This window comes from Clostridioides sp. ES-S-0001-03, assembly GCF_020676075.1.
Classification (GTDB): Bacteria; Bacillota; Clostridia; order Peptostreptococcales; family Peptostreptococcaceae; genus Clostridioides.
Window position 1 is genome coordinate 1 of sequence record NZ_JACVWJ010000017.1, and the last position, 18231, is coordinate 18231.

An 18231-nucleotide genomic window follows, 5' to 3' on the forward strand; every position below is an offset into this window, starting at 1 on the left:
ATTCATATATACTAGATGGCATTTTTAATTTACCTGCATCCATATTTAATAATTTTTCTACTGTATTCATATAATAAAAATCCTCCTATTTTTCTGTAATTTTATCTAAGTATTTAAAGCCTTCAAATGTAAATGGAACCTCTATCTCTCCCATTTTTCCTGCTTCCCAATCAGCTAAAGTTAAGTCATCAAACATACACCCATAAAGTGCAATTCTTTCAGCTCCATATGAGTCTGGATCATTCAATTTACTTACTATAGTAAATTTGAATGCTTTTCCTTCATTTAGCATACCTTCAATATATTCTCCAAATAGAGAACTCACTTTAAATAAAGTTACGGATCCCTTTCCAGATGCTCCAATTAGTTTTTGTCCAACCATTAATTGGCCACAAACTTTAACTTCTTCTTTTTCTAACTCAACTTTTGCTTCTAAGCCTTTTACAGCTGTCATTTGCCTGTTATCTATCCAACATTCTCCGAATGTGCCAGATATTATTCTACTTGGATCTATTTTAGCTTTCAAATTTTAACCTCCAAACTACATAGAGATGTCTAAATACACATCTTCCATAGCATCTATTAATTTAATCTTTGCTTTTAAAAATACAATTGTATCTGTGTTACATTCTTTTATTTGTTGTTCTTCCATATTAGATACATCAATATGATTTTCTTTTAACCATGCTCTTTGAGCATCTAAATTAATTTCTATTGTTGAACCTGGGTCAATTAAACCATCTTTTTCTAATTCTTGAAGATATAATTGTATTGCAACTATAAGTAAGCACTTATTATCATAAGTATTTGGAACTTTTCCTGTATAGTTTTTTACAATTATCTTTTTAAGATCATTATGAATTTGGTCTAAGGTATCTACTAATTTAATTTTTTTAAATATGTCACCTTTTGAATCTGTGGTTGTTGTAAAGGATGTTACCCCTCTAGCAACAACTATAGAGCCACTTTCTTTTATTAAAATTAACTCTCCATTATTTATTTTTGTATTTGCTTCAACCCTTGTTAGTTTTGGTATGTTAGTTATTTCTGGTATATTTGCATATGTTATAGACTGAGTTGATGGAGTTCCTGAGATAAAACCTGCTAACCTTGGTAGAAATTCATTTGAAGTATATTTCTTACCATCAATTTCAATATCAGTTGTTGTAAAGTTTATTATACCTTCATAATCTGCTACATTATTTGCAGTTATAGCCTTAACCTTTATTTTATTATCTTCTCTCATCTTATTAATCCAGGCCTTAATTTTAGGCAACTCTTGCTCTGTTTCCTCTGGCATACAAAGGTAATTAAATTCACAAGTTTCAAGAAAGTCTAGTGCATAATCTATTGATTCATCTACATCTAATGCGTAGACTAATATCTTATTTGGAGGATATATATTTCCTCTCATTGCCATCTTTATATAGTTTAAATTGTCAGCAGAATAGCCATTTGGAATATCTTCTATTTCCTGTATTTCAACCAATCCTGTATTCTTTGTATCTTTTAAAATAAGTGCTACAATACCACCAGAACGTTTAACAAAAGTTTTTCCAGCTTGAATAAAGGATATATTAATTTCTGGTAAACCCATTTAATCACTTCCTATCTTTAAATCTACACTTTCCATAGTTTCATATGTTTCTTTACTAAAGTAAATCTCTTCAAAATAAGATACAGTCATTAGAAAAGTTAGTTTATACCCTACAGAATCTTTTACAATTGATGGAGATATATTTTCTATAGTTAAACTTCTATCTTTAACTCTAATGCTTCTATTAAATATTTTTTCTAATCTACTTTGTATGTCATATAGATTTAATTTATTTTTTCTAGCTCTTTGATAATATTCAATATCTATGAATATCTTCTTTATATCCAAAACTTTATTTCCAATATTATTAGACACAGGTAAAAGTTGCACAAAAAAACAAGCCTCTTTAAAGCCTTGTGTATTATCTTCATTAATAAAAATATCTATATCCATGAACTCATTTTTTAACCTTTTATTAACTGCTATTATAATATCTCTGTTTGTAAGCAATTAATCACCTACCAATCAAATAAATTTGCTTTTGCACTTGTCATATTTTCCTTTGTTTTTTCAATTCCCTTTTCAACCATAAATACACCAGGAACAACTCCACCATTTTTAGTCGCATGACCATCGTTTACTAAAGTAGCATATTCAACCTTATCTTCAACAATATAAGTATCATATTCAGGCTGATTTTCTTCCCATCCATTTTTTAACTTTTCAGTTCTCACAGGTGTTTCATCTCTTATGTTTTCTGCTAGTTCTTGCCCAGTTTCTTTTGTAAACTTCTTGATTTTTCTATTAAAATTTGATGCATTTAACTTTAAATCTAAGGCTAATGCTTCAAAAACTCCTAAATTATCTATTCCCATTATATCCTCTCCATTTCTACAATAGGTATTTCCATATGGCTTGTGTATATATTTGCCTTAGAAACCTTAAATACGGCTTCTTCTCCATGACTATAAGTTACATTTATAGTATCACCTGCTCTTATATCTACTTCTGGTCTGCAAAATAGTTTTCTATTTACCACTATAGTTCCAATATCACCAATTACAATAGCCTCTTCTTTTCTTGAGACTGAACAATGGATATTTTCAGCTATAACAACACTACTAAAATCATTAGAACATGTTTCTTCATTCCAACCTTTTGATTTTCTGATGATAGTCATTTTATCAAGATATGTCATTTCTAATATATCTGCTTCAGTCATTTAATCACTCCTTAATACATACTGACAATACAAAATGAACTTAAAAACTCCTTATCTACATCACTTAAAAAAGATGATGAACTTATACTAGTGCTTATGTCGTATGTCGCAGATGAATTATACTCTATCTTTGTATCACCTCTTGTAATTGCTTTTATGCTCTTCTCATTTTCCAAACCACCAGCTTTCTTCAAATCATCAAATCTTGAAGTTAGAATTGTTATAACTTTTTCTTCTACAAACCCCTCTAATGCTTCATTAAGTTTTTTTCTATTGCAGTAGTTGAGTACCATATTTGTTATTTTTTTTATATATAAATTAATTATCTTGTCATATTTGTCGTTTTGTATATTTAAAATAATCTTTATATTTTCAAACATAATTCCTCCTATAACTCAACAGTAGCTATTCCAATTTCTTCTGCCTGAGGCATAGATGGAAGAACTGTAGCAGCAGCCTTTGTATATGTTGCAACTGGATCTATTGTTGAATAACTTCCTACAAATATATTGTCAATCATTTGAGCTACATCCATTTTGCCATCTCCAATTAATTTAATTTCTTCTGGAGTTAAGCCATATATTGTTTCTCCTAGAAGGCCATCCCCAAACACAGTTAGAGCATTATCTGGATAATATCTTCTTGTTTCATATCCTTTCGCAGTTTCAACTCTATACTTTTCCTCATTTGTAACTATAGTTGGAAGATTCATTTGACTTAAAAGATCATTTAATTGTGCTTGCGTAACTATTCTATCTGAATTTGTTCCAAATACTGCTTTTTTAACAGATTCTTTAGAACATATACTTCTTAATATTTTTCTAGAAGTTAGCATCTTACTTGGCCTATTTCCACCTGCATCCTCAACAGCATCTACAAGAACCTCTATATCTTCTAAAGGTTTAACATTTACATCTTTCCAATTAAATTTCTTAACATTAGAGTTTGGTATTCCATAATTTAGGGTAACTTTTATATTATTTTCTTCTATCTTTAACTTACCTGTCGCCAAAACTTCCATTCTCATAGCTTCTGCTTTAACTAAAACTGCTTTATACATTTTCTCAGCATCATTGTAAATTTCTTGTAGTGCTAATTTAAATTCAGCGTCGTTTCTAGGTGACTGAATTCTTATCAAATCCTCACCTCTTAATGCTATTTTTCTTTTGACTAAAGCAAGTTCAGCTGCGCCTTTGTCTATTGCCTCTCTAGATGCTATTGTTGTTTCTGTATCCATAGCATGTATTTCAGCAGATACTGGCAATCCGCTTTTTCCTAAAATCATATCAAATCTTATATCTTGTATTTTTCTTTCTGGAAATAATTTTGCACCCAGCATTTCTGGGAATTCCCTCTTTTTAAAATAATTTATTAATTCTTTTGTATTAAAGACCTCATCAATTCTAGCCATATAAACCTCCTACATAAATTTTATTTCTGGCAAGGCACTTCTTACCTCATCTTTTGTATTTGCAAAGCTCTCTAAAACTCTATCTTCTCTTACATAACCTTCAATTATTAATGCTCCAGGCATATTACCATTTGTTACATTAGTAGTTTTATACAATATCCCAATAGGAGTTGAAGATAATGAATAAGTAAAAGAACCTTCTGATCCAGATTTTATTTCTGTTACAATGTTTCCATCCGAATCAATTAAACTCCCAGAAACCACATATTTTTTACCTTCAGAATTTAAACTTACATTTTCTGAATTTATTGTACTGCTAATAGTAACTAAATTAGCTGAATTGGCTAACACTTCTAAATCATTAATGTAAGGCTTTTTTATAAAAAACATATTTACTCCTCCTCTTTTATTCGTTAGCCCATGGATCGGACTCAAGCTTACTATTTTTATTTGCATTATCTGCCAATATTTGTCCTATGCTAGATGTTTCTCCATCTCCTCCCATACCTGGTATATAGGTAGTATCTTTTATTTTAGATTCAAACATCAAACTCGCTCTATCTTCTATCATTTTAGAGACTTCATCCAATTTAGTCTTTGTTGTTTCAAAATCTTCACCTAAAAATTTTTCAACCCAATCACCTGGAACAGCCTTTTTATTCTCACTTATATATTTGATACTTAAATTTAATAAATCTTTTTTTGCATTTTCAGCTTTCATTCTTTCGATTTCTTTTTGTTGTTCTAGAAGTTGTTTTTGAACAGGATCTTTTATCAATTCTGGATACTTCTCTTTTATAAAAGGACTTAGTTCTTTTTCTAAATTTTCTTTTTTCCACTCAGAAAGTTTATTTTCGAAATTATTACTTTTTTCGCCTTCCAAAAATGATTTAAATATTTCATCTTTAGAACATAATTCTTTAAAGTTATCTAATGTCAATCCTTCTGTTGTAAATTTTCTGGCTAAGTCAGAATCTTTTAATAAATCGTCAATGTCCTGTTCCTCACTAGCATTTTTAATCAAATTTAATAAATCTTTTTTTAACATTTAATCAATCCTTCCTATTTTTTTGCATAAAAATAAGCTATTCAATACTATTTAAATAGCTATCCCATGTTATATTATCTATTTCACTTTGATATTCCCATGTATTGGTTATTGGAATATATATACATCTGCATCTTACATGTTGAGGTAATTCTACAGGTCGTTCATTTATAAAAAATACTTGACCTTCATACTGTGAGCAATATTCACATACTCTACGATCTAGTGCAGAACTATAAATGACATATTGTATATTATTTTTCTGCATCCAAAGTTCATTGACTTGATTTTGAACTCTTGAAACTTCATTCTCAATTAATCTTTTTGTATCCTCTTCTAAAGTTCCAAATCTTTTACTAATACTTTTTTCTATATCATTTATGCTTGTTTTGCCTTTTAAAAGGTTATCTATATCTTTTTTTAATTTTGCAGAAACTTCATTTTTGTTTTTATAAATTCTGTCTGAATACAGCTTACCATCTATTTTTACATCTAGTATTTTTTTTATCTCTTTGTCAGTTATATTTTTTAGATTTAATTTGCTTCCCAAAATAAAAACATAGCTATTTGTATTAAATTTATGATAAGCAGTACTAAGTAATAGTGCTGTTAACACCTCTTTTTCAGTTTTTTTATTCATTTTAGTAAATTCATCTATTTGATGAACTAAAGTCTTATATAAGTTTATTCTTTCAATCCTTTTTAAGTCCATCATAGAATTAATTACTTTATATTTTAATAAGATCATGGCAATTTCATTTAATAATTTATCTTTATCTTTGTTATATTTTTTTACAAGTTTTTCAATTTCTTTTTCTCCATCGCCATATAGTTTAGATGAAAATTTTAAAGTTAAATTAACTATTTTTTCTTGGCTTCTAGTTACCTTCATTTTCACTCACACCATACTCTTCTTCAAATTCTTTTTTAACTTTATCTGCTTCATTTGACGTGTTGTGTATAAAACTAAATAAACTCCTTGCCGTGTCTTTAGAAATAGTTCCTTCTGGTGCTTGAGAAAGCATTTGAGCTGTTCCTAAATCGTCCATTGGTATATTAGGCGTATACATAACTTTAATATCTTTATAATCATAATCTTTACTTTTGATAGTATCTAGATACTTACATAAAAATCTTATTCTGTTTTTTACAATGTTCTTATGAGATAATTCCTCTAATTTACATTTATTCTCAAGAGCAATTAATCTAGATCTTAAAGCAACGCCGCTTAAATTGCTAACTAAACCTTCATTATGGTTTATATGACAGGATATTTGATACATACTATCTACATATCTATCTAAAGTATTTTGAACAAATGTGTCATTTATATTTTTTATAAGCCAGTCAATTTTCCCATTAGAGGTTTGCATTATTCCTTTTTCTTTCATTTTAGATAAATCGTTCTCATCAACTTTACAACCTGTAAAAGTCAAATATGCATTTCTAAAATCACTTATTTCGTTTCCAATATCACTAAAGTTTGTTTCAAACCCATCCTGCAAGCCTTTTAAATCTTTATACAAGCTATCATTTTCATTTTCCAATGTTAATTTACCAATAGTAACGGGAACTTCTTTAAATATATGTGTACTTGGTGCTGATATTTGCTTAAAACTATCATTGAAATGATATACTTTATTTGACGTATAAATATCTATATAGTTTATAGTACAATCAAGAGTATCTTTAAACGAATGTATAAAAAATAAAATCTTCCCATCTCTTTTGTAAGCATAACCATTTGTTGGTTTTATTATTTCAGAACAAAACTCCATTTCTTTATTTAGATAATAAATCTCATATACTTTTGTAAAAATTAACAGATATTTCATTAGATCACTGTCATGCAATTCATCCCAATGTGTTGTATAATATTCAATATCATTTACAAAATCTATATTTCCACTTCTAGATTCATATGTTATTGGATTTCCTACAGTATAAGATACTTCTTCTTTTATAAATTTCTTTATATAATTTACATTTGTTTTTAGATTAGACCTCTCTGTCACAAATTTATATTTTCTCATAGCATCAGTATCACCTTTATAATAGCGATACATTTTTTCATAAATATATTTTTTACTATAATGTTGACCATAGATTTTTTTTACTAAATCTAAATGCTCTGCTTTATTTAAATCCAATACATCATTCTTATTAAAAATATTTTTTATTAGTTCATTTAACTTCACAACTTAAACACCTAACTTTCTTCTATCTAGAAAACTTACTTTTTCGATAACTTCTATTTTGAAAATTCTATTTATGAATTCTGCTGATATATCTGGAGCATCATCATGTAGAGAGTACTTTTGTCCTGTAAAATCAAGGATTTGCTGTATAAATTCCCTATCTTCTTCTGCAAAAATCATTTGACCTTTATTTAAAACTGGTATTAAAGTAGATATTTTATCATCTTTATTTTTCTTTTGGTGCTCATTAATGATTTCTATATCTCTATAACTAAGAATATTATCATTTTTTATTTTAAACTCTAATTGGTTAGCATCTGCGCCATTAAATGTATTTTTCTCTATATAAACATGTGTTATATCTGGATATATTTTTAATAAATAAATCATGTGTCCTATATACTTATCAAAGTCAGTTCTAGCATTTATTTTAGCTAGTTCTGCTAATCTCCCATATAGTAAACCATTATCTGACTCACTCCCAACAAGAAAAGCACTATAGTCATGTTTAGACCCACCAGCAGATGCTGGATCACATAATAGCATTGTCTTTTTGAAGTTATGTGTTTCAATACATTCCCTAGATTCAGTTCTTACTGTTTTAAACCATTTTTCACCTATTGAATTTACATCATTTTGTACTTCCTGTTTAAAAGAGGTTGGGTTTTCATAATAACTTAAAGCCATATCTAAACAATCCCAAAAACTTGGCCACAATATAGGAAACTTCATTTCTTTTTCATTATCCCAGTAAAACTCTTTAGCATCTTCAAGATGATTTGTATTTTTAAAATCAAATAATAGTTTTTTGAATTTTAGCCATAATCCAGAGTTAAATAATTCATCTACATTATCAACTAAAACTCCTTTTTCACATTTAAACTTCCATGTTGGTAAATTCTTTAGCCTACTATAGAAACATTCTTTATGTTGCAAAGTGCCCAATGCTATAAAAGTTGTTCCTCTTTTTATAGTTTTACCATTTCTTATAACTGGTTTTTGTGCAGCATATTTTACGTCATCAGAAAATCTTTTAAACTTTTTTTCTCTAGCATCTTCTGTTCTAACATTTTCCTCTGACTGATAGTCATCAAGTATGATAAGATCAGGACGATTATTATTGTATTTTCTTCCTCTCATTGGTGATGAAGATGATATTGCTTCAATAAAGGTTTTATTTGTTAGCTCTAATTGAGTGCTATTACAAATATATTTCCTATCATTATCATTTAAAAGAACACCAAATGCTTTTTTAATATACTCATTTTCAAGTAGTGCATTTTTTATATCTTTTACGAATTTTTCTGCTGTAGAGCCTATATCAGAGCAAATCAAAGTATATGTCTTATGTTTATAGCAATGCGACCATACAGTTGTTGCTAAATCTCCAAATGCACTTTTACCTGTTCCTCTTGGATAAATTCTTCCTAATTGTTGTGATCCATCTCCAATTATAGATTCTTGTATATCTTCCCATAACTCATGATGAACTTTAGCTATAGGTGCAGCAGCATTATCTTCTTTTGGTAGATAGGTATCTTGCATAAAGTACATACAGAAAAATTCTAAATTTATTTTCCCAAGTTGATAGGCAAGGCGATTAACACCAAAAAGATTACTTGCATTTGCTTTTATGATCTCATTTGATTCTTTTTCAGCATCCTTTATAGTTGCTCCATTTCTTATAAAAGTCTTTGCTAGATAACTAAATATAAGTTGTATATTTCTTTCTAAATTATCCACTCGTATTTACATCCTTTTATATTTTCTATTTTCTTGTTAGGTTCAGTTAATAATATAATTAATAAAATGAACAATATAATTTTCTCTATAATAAAATCACCTTCTTCAAGATGTATCTCTGGTTTTTAAATTTTGCTAGAAAATTTCCAGAACTCATTTTCTATAAAAAATACTTTTTTCAAAATAGAAGGATACCCCCTATAAATAAAAAATAAATAAATATTAATTTGTTTTGAATTATTTTCTTGCAAGAAATATTTTTTTGGTTAGAATTATTAATTATCTTTCAACTATTCCTTAAATATGTATTTTCGGCATAGTTAAAAAGAACCTAGCATTTCCAATAGGTTCACATATATTCTAATAAACCTCAACACTTCACTGCGTTAAACTTTAATTATTAAGTCTAACTAAATTTTATTAAATTCAATATAATTAAACTCAAATTCAATCTATATCTTAATTATTAAAGTTAATACACATATAATATATGTTTTACTTTAATTGATTTCAGAAGTGATTAAACAATGTTCTTGCAAGATTTATTTCATATCTAATTACTTCTTGCCTGTTCTTATTCTTATCTTAGCTATAGCTGCCTCTATCTCCGTTGTATCCATGCCCATACCACCACTATCATCTTCTGCTTGTATAACTGTACTTGCAGGAGTACCATAGATACGATTTATAAGATACTGATTGGCTGCCAACATAACCCTCTTATCACTCTTATCACTAGCTAATTCCTTAATGTTATTGATATAAGTTTCTAAATCCTTTAATATCAATAAGTTTCCTTGGTTCGTTAGCTCTTGTTTACGTCTGTCAATTTCTTTCCTAATGTGCTCTCTGTTCATCCAGTTATAAATAGTTTGCCTAGTAACACCAATTGCTTTAGCAACCTCTGTTACTGTCAGCCCTGAAATCAATAGATATACTGCATTAGACTCATCTTCTGATAATTCTCTTAATCTCTTATAGCTATCATTAACTATTTCAACATCTTTGTCATTCAAGCAATCACTCCTTTACTTCAATTTTTATGTTTATACATTATCTTAGATTCCTCGTATAAATGACCTCTAATATAGATTTTCAGACATATTAATAAACATATATTATCCTTTGCAAATTCTATTGTTAAGCCCATTTACATTCTAATAATGTCCTGTTGCTGAAAAACGTAACATACTAAATTTCAGATAAAATACAAGATATTTTAATTTCTTTTTCTTTTCTTTAACTTATTAGTAAATTTAGTTATTGCTTTTACTTCTTCATCCTTATCTATTCCTATATACCTTCTAGTCATTTCTATTGTCTTATGCCCTAAAATCTTTCTTATAAGTTCTAATGCATAAGTCTTATTTTCTTCCTCATCATAAATATGTCTTGCAAATGTCTTTCTTAAAGAGTGTGTTGCAACATTTTCTTTTATTCCTACCTTTTCTGCTGCTCCTTTTATTATTCTTCCTGCTTGTCTTGTTTGGATGGGTCTATTAAATTTCTGTCTCTTATTACTTTTAAATAAGAACTCTTCTCCAGGTCTATCTTGAGTATAATTTTCTATAGCACTTCTTATTACTTCAGATAAGAAAACTTCTCTGTCATAATCTCTTTTTTCCTCTATAACTCTAATCCAATCCTTAGATACTCTTATCTTCTTCCCTTTTTTATCTAACTTTATGTCTGTTACATCTGCAACTTTAAGTGCTAATATATCCCCTATTCTAAGTCCAGTACACATTCCAAATAGAGCTAATAAGTAATTTCTTTCATTCCATTCCTCTAAAAAATTTAAAAGTCTAAATACATCTTCAATATCTTTTATAGGATTAACTTTTTGTCCTTTATGTGCTTCCATTCATTAAAAACACTCCTTATTACCATGATAATTTTTTCTTTGCCTCTCTTGAACTAACATTTTTAAATCTTCATCCACATTGGCAAAAGGGTCTGTAATTATAGAGGTTACATCATTTGTGTTATATTTTCTTTCTCCTGCATAAGTACTGGTCATTATTCTAAATCCTAAATCATTTACAGTTTCAGTTACTTTTACTACATTTTCTAACTGCAAATATAATTTAAAGACAACCAACTCAACGCGATCAGACTCATCAATTATACTTTCCTCTAAAATTTTTAGATATAAGTCTATCTTATTGATATTAGAATCATAATTTTTTTTAACCTTCTTTTTTAGTTTTAAGAGTTTTTCTTTCTTTTTCTTTATAAAATCTAAAGAACATTCTCTTCCATACATACTAGGAGTTTCTTTCATTACATTGTCATAATACTTTAGATCATCTGGTACATATGCAGCACTTGAAATTTCTTCTGTTATATCACGTTTAATCTTCAACACCTCTCTAGACAATAAAAAAGACTTAGAACGTAAATTCCAAGCCATTTTCATTAAATATATTTTTCTCACAATACAATCTTATCATGACTAAAAGACACAAAACAGACATAAATCGGTCACAAATCGGACATTTTTTAGACATAAAACAGACATAAATCGGTTTAAAATCGTCACAAATCGGACATTTTTATAGCAATCCTTTTATCTTATCTATAATATCAAATCTCATTTGCTTACACTTACTTGCTGAAAAACCAATCATCTTACCAACATATTCCCAAGATGTCCTGCTACTTGAAAAGTATTTATACTGTACTATCTTTTTTTCTTCTTCACTTAATATTTTCATTGCATTATCTATTTTTCCTATTATCAACTCTTTATGTCTCTTCTCTTTTTCTTTTAAAGCAATTTTCTTTTCTTTTTCTTCAGTCTCTATCTCAACTACACTTTTAATATCATATGTCTTGCCTGTTTTTTCTTTAATTTCAACTCCACTGCATCCTCTGTAATCATTTTTTATCATCTGAATATCAATGTCTATTTTTTCTATCTCTGCTTTTATTTTTTTATAATTATATAACTTCCCTTCTGCACTACTAAACAAATTGTCCTTTTTGCTATCCTGCATTACTTCACGCTCCTAATTATGTTATAATAATATTGTGATGACAGTTTTAGATTTTTGACAAGCAGGAGCGTAAGATAATGCTCCTTTTTTTCTTTTTTGATTGAAATTAATCAGCATCTATATCTATGCCAGTTTCTTTTAAAAACTCTTCCATTTTCACTTCATCAATATCTCTATTTCCTTGTCTTAAACAGTATAAATTAACCATAGGCACATATAACCCATGCAATTTATCTATACTTAATAATTTTATCTTTTTATTAAACTCTTTTTCATGAATGCATTTTAATTTCTTATTTATATCAACTAATTCATTAATCATTGAATCTTTAATAAGATTCAATAGATCATCCTCTATTTCCATAAGTCCCCATCCTCTTCTCTCTAATTTTTTATTATGTATCTCGACTCCTTCAGTAATATAATTTTCTATTTCTAAGACTTGAAACATTGTTAAAATAGTTTGACAAACATCTAATCCTTCTGCAATTATATCTTTAGTCATTCCTACATCTATAGCCTCTTTAAACTCAGTTACTTCTTCATCAATTTTTGCCAACTGATCTTCTACTTTCCAATTAGGTATACTGCTAATTAATTTTAAATCCATCTTTAATATCTCTCCTCTGTTATTTATTGAAGCCCCAACTCTTTTTGAGTATATTTATTCATAAATATCATTTCATCACAACTACTAAATATAAATAAGTCTCCATCTAATATAAATTGTAATGATGCAATATCTTCTATATCAGTTAAATCCATTTCTCCATTTAGAATATTTTCATTATCTATGTCATTTAATTCAAAGAATATATTTTCTGTCTCAAATCTATCAATTAACTCATTTGCATCTTTTATATCTTCAATAGCATGATACACTTTACATTTCATGTCTGATCTTCTCCTCTTTCTCTTTTATTTATCTTCAAGCCAATCATTTTTTAGATAATAAAATACATATATAATGATTGTAGTTATTAATATCCATATGATCCAAAATGCTACTTTTAAAAAGTCTGCATTAAAACTGTTATTTTCTAAAATATTTTGCATGGACTCATTCTTAAAAACTTCTATATTTTTATTGTTTGGATTCACTATAGTATTATTTTTTAAATTAGCATACATGGTCCCATCGAATTCTTTAGGTATAACTTCATAGTAGTACCTTCTCTTGTTATTAATGTAAGCATAATTACCTTCTATTTTAAGATTATTATTTTTAAATATATCTTTCTTTAATAACAATCTCTCTTTAGATAAATTAGTAATTACTTTTGCATCAAACTCCTTGCCCAGGAAATTAAATTTCTTACATTTTTTCTCTACTGAGTCATAGTAATCCCAAGTCCAATATGTTTCAGTATGTTTATGCGAATTACCCTTACTATCTGTAGTAGTAACTACTCTAGTATGCATAGTGTATTTTTCTTCTGTTCTTTCTATAAGCCAATAGTCCCCTTTTAATTCTTCTATAGATACAGAATCTACACTTTTAAATCTACCACTTATCAAAGAATCTCCCACACTTGTTTTCATAGCATAATCAAAGAGATCTTTATCATTATTTATTTTAGTTGCTTTGTAATATCTTTCACTATCTTCCAAAAGTTTCGACTGAACTTTATCATCAATAAAAAATCCAAGTACAATCATTGTGCAAGCAATTATTATGCTTACTAAAAACTCTCTCTTGGTTATTTCAAAAGTTTTAAATTTCATATTTTCACCTCTTAATCAAATAAATTTTGAGGCGCGTCCTCTTGTGCTTTATATTCAGTATATTTAGATTCTATTTTTTCATATCCCATGCTACTTAAAATTATATTTGCTGGAAATTTTCTTATATATTTATTGTAATTACGAATCTGTATATTATAATTTTCTCTATGCTGAGCAATCATATTTTCTGTTATACTTAACTCACTCATCAACTGTTTATAGTTTTCATTTGCTTTTAAATCTGGATACTTCTCTGCTACTGCTTGTATATTTAATTTTGCTTCCTTAATAGATTTATCATTTGCACTTACTCTCATGTCAGTTACTTCTTTTAATGTCTTATTTTCATATTTAGCATAGTCCTTTACACAGTCTACTAGGTTCTTAATTAAATCAATTCTCCTTTTTCCTTGTACCTCTACAGATGCAGTTGCTGATTGGACCTGCTCTTCTAAATCAATTGCTTTATTTTTAGTTACAAGGAATAAACAAGCAAACATAATCAATATTGAAATAACTACTCCTATTATTATTAATGTCTTTTTCATTACTTCGCTGCCTCACTTTCAAGCCATTTTTTTCTGCCCTCTAAACATCCCCCTAGACAATCTTGGAAATCATAAGTGCAACTAGTACATCCACTTCCACCACTCACAAAAAACTCAGCCATTTCTATTTTGCTCATATTTTTTATCTTTTCATAATTAGTCATCTTATTATTCAAATTATCTCCAAGCAATCTGTCATAACATTTTACACACATATCTTTTCCGAAACTTATTATTCCACCTCTACTATTAACTTTGAATACTTTTATTGTTTTAACTTCTGTAATTGTTTCATCACAAAAATCGCACTTTATAACACAAGCCATTTTTAATCCTCCCTTTTACTTTCTTTGCAGTTCATATCTTGATACATACAACCACAATCTTTACACTGCCATACAATTCCTATATTTGTTTTAAGCTTAAATATACTTCCACCACATACTGGACATTCATTTTCCCTACCACCAATTATTTTTAATTTATCCAATTAATAACTCTCCTCACAATAGAATTTTTCATTTTCTTTGCACATTTTTTCAGCTACATCATCCCTAAACTTGCATCCTATACACCCATTACAAGTTATAGCTTTTCTCTTTACTATAAATTGGTGCATTGGGCATTTCATATCACATTTTTTATGAAGTATCCCTTTTTTCAACTTTATTCTTTTATTCATTTTTACCCCTCCTTAATCAATTAATATACCTAATTTTTCCATAAATATTTGATTTGCTATAATTGAAGATAAATACAATACCTTAGCCCACAATATTTCTCTTCTTATAAAACTCCAATTAAGCTTTACTTTCATTCTCCCCATCCCTGTCAGTGGTTTATATGGATTATCTGATTTTTTATCTTTTTCAAATTTCACATATTTTGGTGGATAATTTACAAATTCAAATCTTTTACCATCACGCTCTATAAAGATTTTTCCATACTCTATTTTCATTTAAAACCTTCCATCAATTCATTAAATTTTTCTTAACATCTTAAGCGGTCTACTTATTGTTATTTGATTAACTCCAATAAACTTAAATCATTATATTATTTTCCTAGTATATCAATTTCAGCTTTTAATTTTCCAAGTCTCCTAGAGATTGCTGCTTGATTAGTTCTAAGCACTTTACTTATTTCTTGCTGAGTATAACCTTTTTCTCTTAGACAGACTATTTTCTGTATGTCTTTTATCTCACTTCTTTTTATACAAGATCTAATAGCATGAATATTTTCTACATCTATATTTTCATTACTAGCCAATCTATCTTCTATTCTTATCTCTTCATCAGAAGCATTTCTATAGACACATTTTTCAAAACTATCTATATCACTTCTATAATGCTTTTTAACATATCTAGTTGTAAATTTCATTAAATAACCTAATGCATATGGAAATGCTATTGTAGAAAATTTTCCTTTTCTTTCATCAAAGCAACATGTTGCTTTGTATAATCCTATACAACCTTCTTGAAATAAGTCTTCTTTCAAATATGGATATTTTCTTAAAAAGTAGTTGAAATATCTACTTATAATAAAATGTACCAGATTTATATTATCTTCAAATAATTTATTTCTTTCTTCTAAACTTCTCATATAATCACCACCAACTTATTTAGGCTTATCATTTTCTCTATTTTGAATTACATTTCCATTCATTTACTCCATTATTTATCCTATCTACAATTTCATCTAAGCACTGTTCACACAAATAAATTATTATATCTTTGCCTTTTCTTCTCCCACTGACTGGAGTAAGTAGTTTTATATACTTGCAGACTTCACATTTTTCTAGTTTAATCATTTTTAAACTCACCTTCCCTTTTTAAAATGGTATATCATCATCATCTAGAACTTGAAAACCAATTTCTTTATCTTTATTTTTTTCTTCTTCTTTTTCTTTTGGCTTGTGATCAAGTGCATTAACAGCTTTAGTTCTAACTTTTGTAAAAGTTTTTTTCTCTCCATTTTCTTCATATTTTTCTACTCTTATTCTTCCTTGGAGCGAAACCAATCTTCCTTTTGTAAGATAATTAGCACAAAATTCTGCTGATCCTCCCATAACTTCTACTGGTATAAAATCTACCTCTTTAGTCCCATCTTTTTTTACATAATCCCTATCAATGGCTAATGAAAAAGTGGCCACTGGAGTACCATAGCCTGGAATATATCTTAGTTCTGGATCTCTTGTTAATCTTCCAACTAAAACTACATTATTCATATTGCAATATCTCCTTCATTGTATTTATTTTCTCTATTTTCCATTTGCTTTACAACCTCAACTGCCTCAATAAAGGCATCACCTTTTTTAATTTCTTTATTTGAGGACATGATTGCATTAGCTATTTTATCTGTAAATTCAGCCCTTTCTAAAATACTCATATGACAAATCCTTTTCATCTAATCCCCTCCTTGTTTACTAAGAGGGCTTACAATAAGCCCTCTTAGACTTTCAATTAAGCAATTATATTTACATTTTTAAAATCTTTTAATTCTTCTTGTAAGTATGACTTAATATTCAACATTGCTTGATTTTTCCACGCTCCGCCATCTGCTTCACACAACATCGCCTTCATTTCGCCTTGTATTAGCCTAAATACAAACTCACTTTCTGGTTGCTCGACTTCTGAAAAAGTACGGAAAGGCTTCAATTTCACAGTATTTGGAATTATAACATCAGATACAGTTGCTATTCCTGTTTTCATGCTTACAACTTGAGATACCCCATCATCAATAACTGTTTTTACTGTTGATTCTTGTACATTCCCCGCTATTCTTAAAAGAATATCTCTATCATTATTCTTTATAAATGCTGATTGTAGCATTATGTTAAATGGTTCTAAATCTAAAGTTCTATCAAATCTTACATCTGGGAGCCATGCATCACACTCAATGTATGTTTCTCTATCTCTATTTTTTCTTAAAGCAGATTTTAAAAGTACTCTTTTGGGACTTACAATTTGTATTAATAGCAATTTATCTTCCTTATGATCTATACCGCTTTTTATATAATCTACTAAACCACTTAATGTAGCTATTTCTAAATCATTAGCCCTTGGCTCTTCTATTATCTCTAATCTATCTGTTGTGTAGTTAAATCCATCTACACATACTGTTTCTCTTTTTCCTAACTTAACTAAATATTCCATTGCATTTTTTATCATTTTTTTATTCTCCTTTTTTTTATTTAAATTTATATTTTACTTACTTTCTTAATCTACTTTGAACTTGCATTTCTAAAATCAATTACGCCAGCACTATTTTCTTCTGTTTCTTCAGTTTCATTACTGTCTGAAACATCCATAGATAATTGACCAGCTAACTGGTTTTTAAACTCAGATGCTTCCACTTTACCAGTTTCCAAGTCTTTTCCTATTAAAACTTTAGTTGTCGTTGCTTTTGCCTCTACTATAGTCGCCTTGGATTTTATATCTACTTCTGCAAGATCTCTATCTTCATTTGCTTTAAACACTATTTCTAAACTAATCTTTCTTGTTTTTTTAAAATCTGTATTTGGATCTGCAATATTATCTAAAACTTTTTGCAACTCTGTATTAAACTTTTCTTTTAGAACTCCACCTGCAAATTTTTCTAATGCTATCATAAAAATCACTCCTTTATTTATTTGAAATAATATTTTTCTACTAGGAAATTAATTAATAAACTTTGGCTATAATTTAATAATACTTTTAAAGCTTTTTCTAAATGCATATAACCTTTTTATCCTTACATTCTTTTTAAGTTTTTTTGCTAGCATATCTAAACCTGTACTGATTGTGTCAGGAAATCAATCATTA

30 protein-coding genes are annotated in these 18231 nt (G+C 28.2%); all 30 read right to left on the reverse strand.

All coding sequences use genetic code 11. From position 1 onward, the window contains the following. Window positions 1–85 precede the first annotated feature (85 nt). The 30 genes from IC174_RS19815 to IC174_RS19960 all read right to left on the reverse strand — a co-directional run bounded on the left by IC174_RS19815 (window position 86) and on the right by IC174_RS19960 (window position 18038). Window positions 86–526 (reverse strand): phage tail tube protein, encoded by a 441-nt coding sequence (locus IC174_RS19815; RefSeq protein WP_227483808.1) that lies wholly within the window; start codon window positions 524–526, stop codon window positions 86–88. 15 nt (window positions 527–541) lie between these two features. Then, the gene (locus IC174_RS19820) at window positions 542–1597 is read right to left on the reverse strand and encodes a phage tail sheath subtilisin-like domain-containing protein (protein WP_227483809.1); all 1056 of its coding nucleotides are present in this window, start codon (window positions 1595–1597) and stop codon (window positions 542–544) included. After that, the gene (locus IC174_RS19825; RefSeq protein WP_227483810.1) at window positions 1598–2047 is read right to left on the reverse strand and encodes a DUF6838 family protein; all 450 of its coding nucleotides are present in this window, start codon (window positions 2045–2047) and stop codon (window positions 1598–1600) included. Window positions 2048–2055: 8 nt separating this feature from the next. Then, complete coding sequence (locus IC174_RS19830) at window positions 2056–2412, reverse strand: HK97 gp10 family phage protein (RefSeq protein ID WP_227483811.1); 357 nt, start codon at window positions 2410–2412, stop codon at window positions 2056–2058. Then, window positions 2412–2759, reverse strand: coding sequence for a hypothetical protein (locus tag IC174_RS19835; protein ID WP_227483812.1), 348 nt, complete (start codon window positions 2757–2759; stop codon window positions 2412–2414). Before IC174_RS19835 ends, IC174_RS19830 begins: the two co-directional genes overlap by 1 nt. 11 nt (window positions 2760–2770) lie before the next feature. Beyond that, window positions 2771–3139, reverse strand: coding sequence for a phage head-tail connector protein (locus IC174_RS19840; protein WP_227483813.1), 369 nt, complete (start codon window positions 3137–3139; stop codon window positions 2771–2773). A gap of 8 nt (window positions 3140–3147) precedes the next feature. Further along, on the reverse strand, window positions 3148–4170 hold the full coding sequence (locus IC174_RS19845) for a major capsid protein (RefSeq protein WP_227483814.1): 1023 nt from the start codon (window positions 4168–4170) through the stop codon (window positions 3148–3150). 9 nt (window positions 4171–4179) lie between these two features. After that, window positions 4180–4560: a hypothetical protein gene (locus IC174_RS19850; protein ID WP_227483815.1), complete on the reverse strand. Its 381-nt coding sequence runs from the start codon at window positions 4558–4560 to the stop codon at window positions 4180–4182. 16 nt (window positions 4561–4576) lie between these two features. Further along, window positions 4577–5218: a DUF4355 domain-containing protein gene (locus IC174_RS19855; RefSeq protein WP_227483816.1), complete on the reverse strand. Its 642-nt coding sequence runs from the start codon at window positions 5216–5218 to the stop codon at window positions 4577–4579. A gap of 37 nt (window positions 5219–5255) precedes the next feature. Then, on the reverse strand, window positions 5256–6110 hold the full coding sequence (locus IC174_RS19860; protein WP_227483817.1) for a minor capsid protein: 855 nt from the start codon (window positions 6108–6110) through the stop codon (window positions 5256–5258). Next, window positions 6097–7416 (reverse strand): phage portal protein, encoded by a 1320-nt coding sequence (locus tag IC174_RS19865; protein ID WP_227483818.1) that lies wholly within the window; start codon window positions 7414–7416, stop codon window positions 6097–6099. Before IC174_RS19865 ends, IC174_RS19860 begins: the two co-directional genes overlap by 14 nt. Window positions 7417–7419: 3 nt before the next feature. Then, window positions 7420–9159: a hypothetical protein gene (locus tag IC174_RS19870; protein WP_227483819.1), complete on the reverse strand. Its 1740-nt coding sequence runs from the start codon at window positions 9157–9159 to the stop codon at window positions 7420–7422. Between the two features lie 557 nt (window positions 9160–9716). Then, entirely contained in the window at window positions 9717–10175 is a 459-nt protein-coding gene (locus IC174_RS19875) for a helix-turn-helix domain-containing protein (RefSeq protein ID WP_227483820.1), read from the reverse strand. Between the two features lie 203 nt (window positions 10176–10378). Then, a complete protein-coding gene (locus IC174_RS19880) occupies window positions 10379–11023 on the reverse strand; it encodes a tyrosine-type recombinase/integrase (protein ID WP_227483821.1) in 645 nt (214 codons plus the stop codon). 3 nt (window positions 11024–11026) lie between these two features. Further along, window positions 11027–11578, reverse strand: a complete 552-nt coding sequence (locus tag IC174_RS19885; protein WP_227483822.1) for a hypothetical protein — start codon at window positions 11576–11578, stop codon at window positions 11027–11029. Between the two features lie 136 nt (window positions 11579–11714). After that, entirely contained in the window at window positions 11715–12158 is a 444-nt protein-coding gene (locus IC174_RS19890; protein ID WP_227483823.1) for an RNA polymerase subunit sigma, read from the reverse strand. 106 nt (window positions 12159–12264) lie between these two features. After that, window positions 12265–12768 carry a hypothetical protein gene (locus IC174_RS19895; RefSeq protein WP_227483824.1) on the reverse strand — a complete coding sequence of 168 codons (504 nt, stop codon included), beginning with the start codon at window positions 12766–12768 and terminating at the stop codon, window positions 12265–12267. 23 nt (window positions 12769–12791) lie between these two features. Next, window positions 12792–13052: a hypothetical protein gene (locus IC174_RS19900; RefSeq protein WP_227483825.1), complete on the reverse strand. Its 261-nt coding sequence runs from the start codon at window positions 13050–13052 to the stop codon at window positions 12792–12794. A 24-nt stretch (window positions 13053–13076) separates the two neighbouring features. Continuing rightward, window positions 13077–13883, reverse strand: coding sequence for a hypothetical protein (locus IC174_RS19905; RefSeq protein WP_227483826.1), 807 nt, complete (start codon window positions 13881–13883; stop codon window positions 13077–13079). 11 nt (window positions 13884–13894) lie between these two features. Further along, complete coding sequence (locus IC174_RS19910; RefSeq protein WP_227483827.1) at window positions 13895–14431, reverse strand: LemA family protein; 537 nt, start codon at window positions 14429–14431, stop codon at window positions 13895–13897. Next, window positions 14431–14757 carry a hypothetical protein gene (locus IC174_RS19915; RefSeq protein ID WP_227483828.1) on the reverse strand — a complete coding sequence of 109 codons (327 nt, stop codon included), beginning with the start codon at window positions 14755–14757 and terminating at the stop codon, window positions 14431–14433. The genes IC174_RS19910 and IC174_RS19915 overlap by 1 nt, the downstream gene beginning before the upstream one ends. A 2-nt stretch (window positions 14758–14759) precedes the next feature. Continuing rightward, window positions 14760–14921 (reverse strand): hypothetical protein, encoded by a 162-nt coding sequence (locus IC174_RS19920; protein ID WP_227483829.1) that lies wholly within the window; start codon window positions 14919–14921, stop codon window positions 14760–14762. After that, the gene (locus IC174_RS19925) at window positions 14922–15113 is read right to left on the reverse strand and encodes a hypothetical protein (RefSeq protein ID WP_227483830.1); all 192 of its coding nucleotides are present in this window, start codon (window positions 15111–15113) and stop codon (window positions 14922–14924) included. 12 nt (window positions 15114–15125) lie between these two features. Beyond that, window positions 15126–15389, reverse strand: a complete 264-nt coding sequence (locus IC174_RS19930; protein WP_227483831.1) for a hypothetical protein — start codon at window positions 15387–15389, stop codon at window positions 15126–15128. 95 nt (window positions 15390–15484) lie between these two features. Beyond that, window positions 15485–16030 (reverse strand): sigma-70 family RNA polymerase sigma factor, encoded by a 546-nt coding sequence (locus tag IC174_RS19935; protein WP_227483832.1) that lies wholly within the window; start codon window positions 16028–16030, stop codon window positions 15485–15487. Window positions 16031–16067: 37 nt separating this feature from the next. Beyond that, window positions 16068–16238: a hypothetical protein gene (locus tag IC174_RS19940; protein WP_227483833.1), complete on the reverse strand. Its 171-nt coding sequence runs from the start codon at window positions 16236–16238 to the stop codon at window positions 16068–16070. A gap of 21 nt (window positions 16239–16259) precedes the next feature. Then, complete coding sequence (locus IC174_RS19945; protein ID WP_227483834.1) at window positions 16260–16655, reverse strand: single-stranded DNA-binding protein; 396 nt, start codon at window positions 16653–16655, stop codon at window positions 16260–16262. Further along, the gene (locus tag IC174_RS19950) at window positions 16652–16834 is read right to left on the reverse strand and encodes a hypothetical protein (RefSeq protein ID WP_227483835.1); all 183 of its coding nucleotides are present in this window, start codon (window positions 16832–16834) and stop codon (window positions 16652–16654) included. Before IC174_RS19950 ends, IC174_RS19945 begins: the two co-directional genes overlap by 4 nt. Window positions 16835–16890: 56 nt before the next feature. Next, entirely contained in the window at window positions 16891–17598 is a 708-nt protein-coding gene (locus IC174_RS19955; RefSeq protein ID WP_227483836.1) for a hypothetical protein, read from the reverse strand. Between the two features lie 53 nt (window positions 17599–17651). Further along, window positions 17652–18038 carry a hypothetical protein gene (locus tag IC174_RS19960; RefSeq protein WP_227483837.1) on the reverse strand — a complete coding sequence of 129 codons (387 nt, stop codon included), beginning with the start codon at window positions 18036–18038 and terminating at the stop codon, window positions 17652–17654. Window positions 18039–18231: the final 193 nt, after the last annotated feature.

Coding starts and splice junctions, on each gene's coding strand:
- IC174_RS19820 (WP_227483809.1), bottom strand. CDS start 1,597: ATGGGTTTACCAGAAATTAATATATCCTTTATTCAAGCTGGAAAAACT.
- IC174_RS19855 (WP_227483816.1), bottom strand. CDS start 5,218: ATGTTAAAAAAAGATTTATTAAATTTGATTAAAAATGCTAGTGAGGAA.
- IC174_RS19830 (WP_227483811.1), bottom strand. CDS start 2,412: ATGGGAATAGATAATTTAGGAGTTTTTGAAGCATTAGCCTTAGATTTA.
- IC174_RS19925 (WP_227483830.1), bottom strand. CDS start 15,113: ATGAATAAAAGAATAAAGTTGAAAAAAGGGATACTTCATAAAAAATGT.
- IC174_RS19905 (WP_227483826.1), bottom strand. CDS start 13,883: ATGAAATTTAAAACTTTTGAAATAACCAAGAGAGAGTTTTTAGTAAGC.
- IC174_RS19930 (WP_227483831.1), bottom strand. CDS start 15,389: ATGAAAATAGAGTATGGAAAAATCTTTATAGAGCGTGATGGTAAAAGA.
- IC174_RS19860 (WP_227483817.1), bottom strand. CDS start 6,110: ATGAAGGTAACTAGAAGCCAAGAAAAAATAGTTAATTTAACTTTAAAA.
- IC174_RS19840 (WP_227483813.1), bottom strand. CDS start 3,139: ATGTTTGAAAATATAAAGATTATTTTAAATATACAAAACGACAAATAT.
- IC174_RS19945 (WP_227483834.1), bottom strand. CDS start 16,655: ATGAATAATGTAGTTTTAGTTGGAAGATTAACAAGAGATCCAGAACTA.
- IC174_RS19890 (WP_227483823.1), bottom strand. CDS start 12,158: ATGCAGGATAGCAAAAAGGACAATTTGTTTAGTAGTGCAGAAGGGAAG.
- IC174_RS19895 (WP_227483824.1), bottom strand. CDS start 12,768: ATGGATTTAAAATTAATTAGCAGTATACCTAATTGGAAAGTAGAAGAT.
- IC174_RS19880 (WP_227483821.1), bottom strand. CDS start 11,023: ATGGAAGCACATAAAGGACAAAAAGTTAATCCTATAAAAGATATTGAA.
- IC174_RS19960 (WP_227483837.1), bottom strand. CDS start 18,038: ATGATAGCATTAGAAAAATTTGCAGGTGGAGTTCTAAAAGAAAAGTTT.
- IC174_RS19940 (WP_227483833.1), bottom strand. CDS start 16,238: ATGATTAAACTAGAAAAATGTGAAGTCTGCAAGTATATAAAACTACTT.
- IC174_RS19915 (WP_227483828.1), bottom strand. CDS start 14,757: ATGGCTTGTGTTATAAAGTGCGATTTTTGTGATGAAACAATTACAGAA.
- IC174_RS19950 (WP_227483835.1), bottom strand. CDS start 16,834: ATGAAAAGGATTTGTCATATGAGTATTTTAGAAAGGGCTGAATTTACA.
- IC174_RS19900 (WP_227483825.1), bottom strand. CDS start 13,052: ATGAAATGTAAAGTGTATCATGCTATTGAAGATATAAAAGATGCAAAT.
- IC174_RS19850 (WP_227483815.1), bottom strand. CDS start 4,560: ATGTTTTTTATAAAAAAGCCTTACATTAATGATTTAGAAGTGTTAGCC.
- IC174_RS19835 (WP_227483812.1), bottom strand. CDS start 2,759: ATGACTGAAGCAGATATATTAGAAATGACATATCTTGATAAAATGACT.
- IC174_RS19955 (WP_227483836.1), bottom strand. CDS start 17,598: ATGATAAAAAATGCAATGGAATATTTAGTTAAGTTAGGAAAAAGAGAA.
- IC174_RS19935 (WP_227483832.1), bottom strand. CDS start 16,030: ATGAGAAGTTTAGAAGAAAGAAATAAATTATTTGAAGATAATATAAAT.
- IC174_RS19885 (WP_227483822.1), bottom strand. CDS start 11,578: ATGAAAATGGCTTGGAATTTACGTTCTAAGTCTTTTTTATTGTCTAGA.
- IC174_RS19910 (WP_227483827.1), bottom strand. CDS start 14,431: ATGAAAAAGACATTAATAATAATAGGAGTAGTTATTTCAATATTGATT.
- IC174_RS19845 (WP_227483814.1), bottom strand. CDS start 4,170: ATGGCTAGAATTGATGAGGTCTTTAATACAAAAGAATTAATAAATTAT.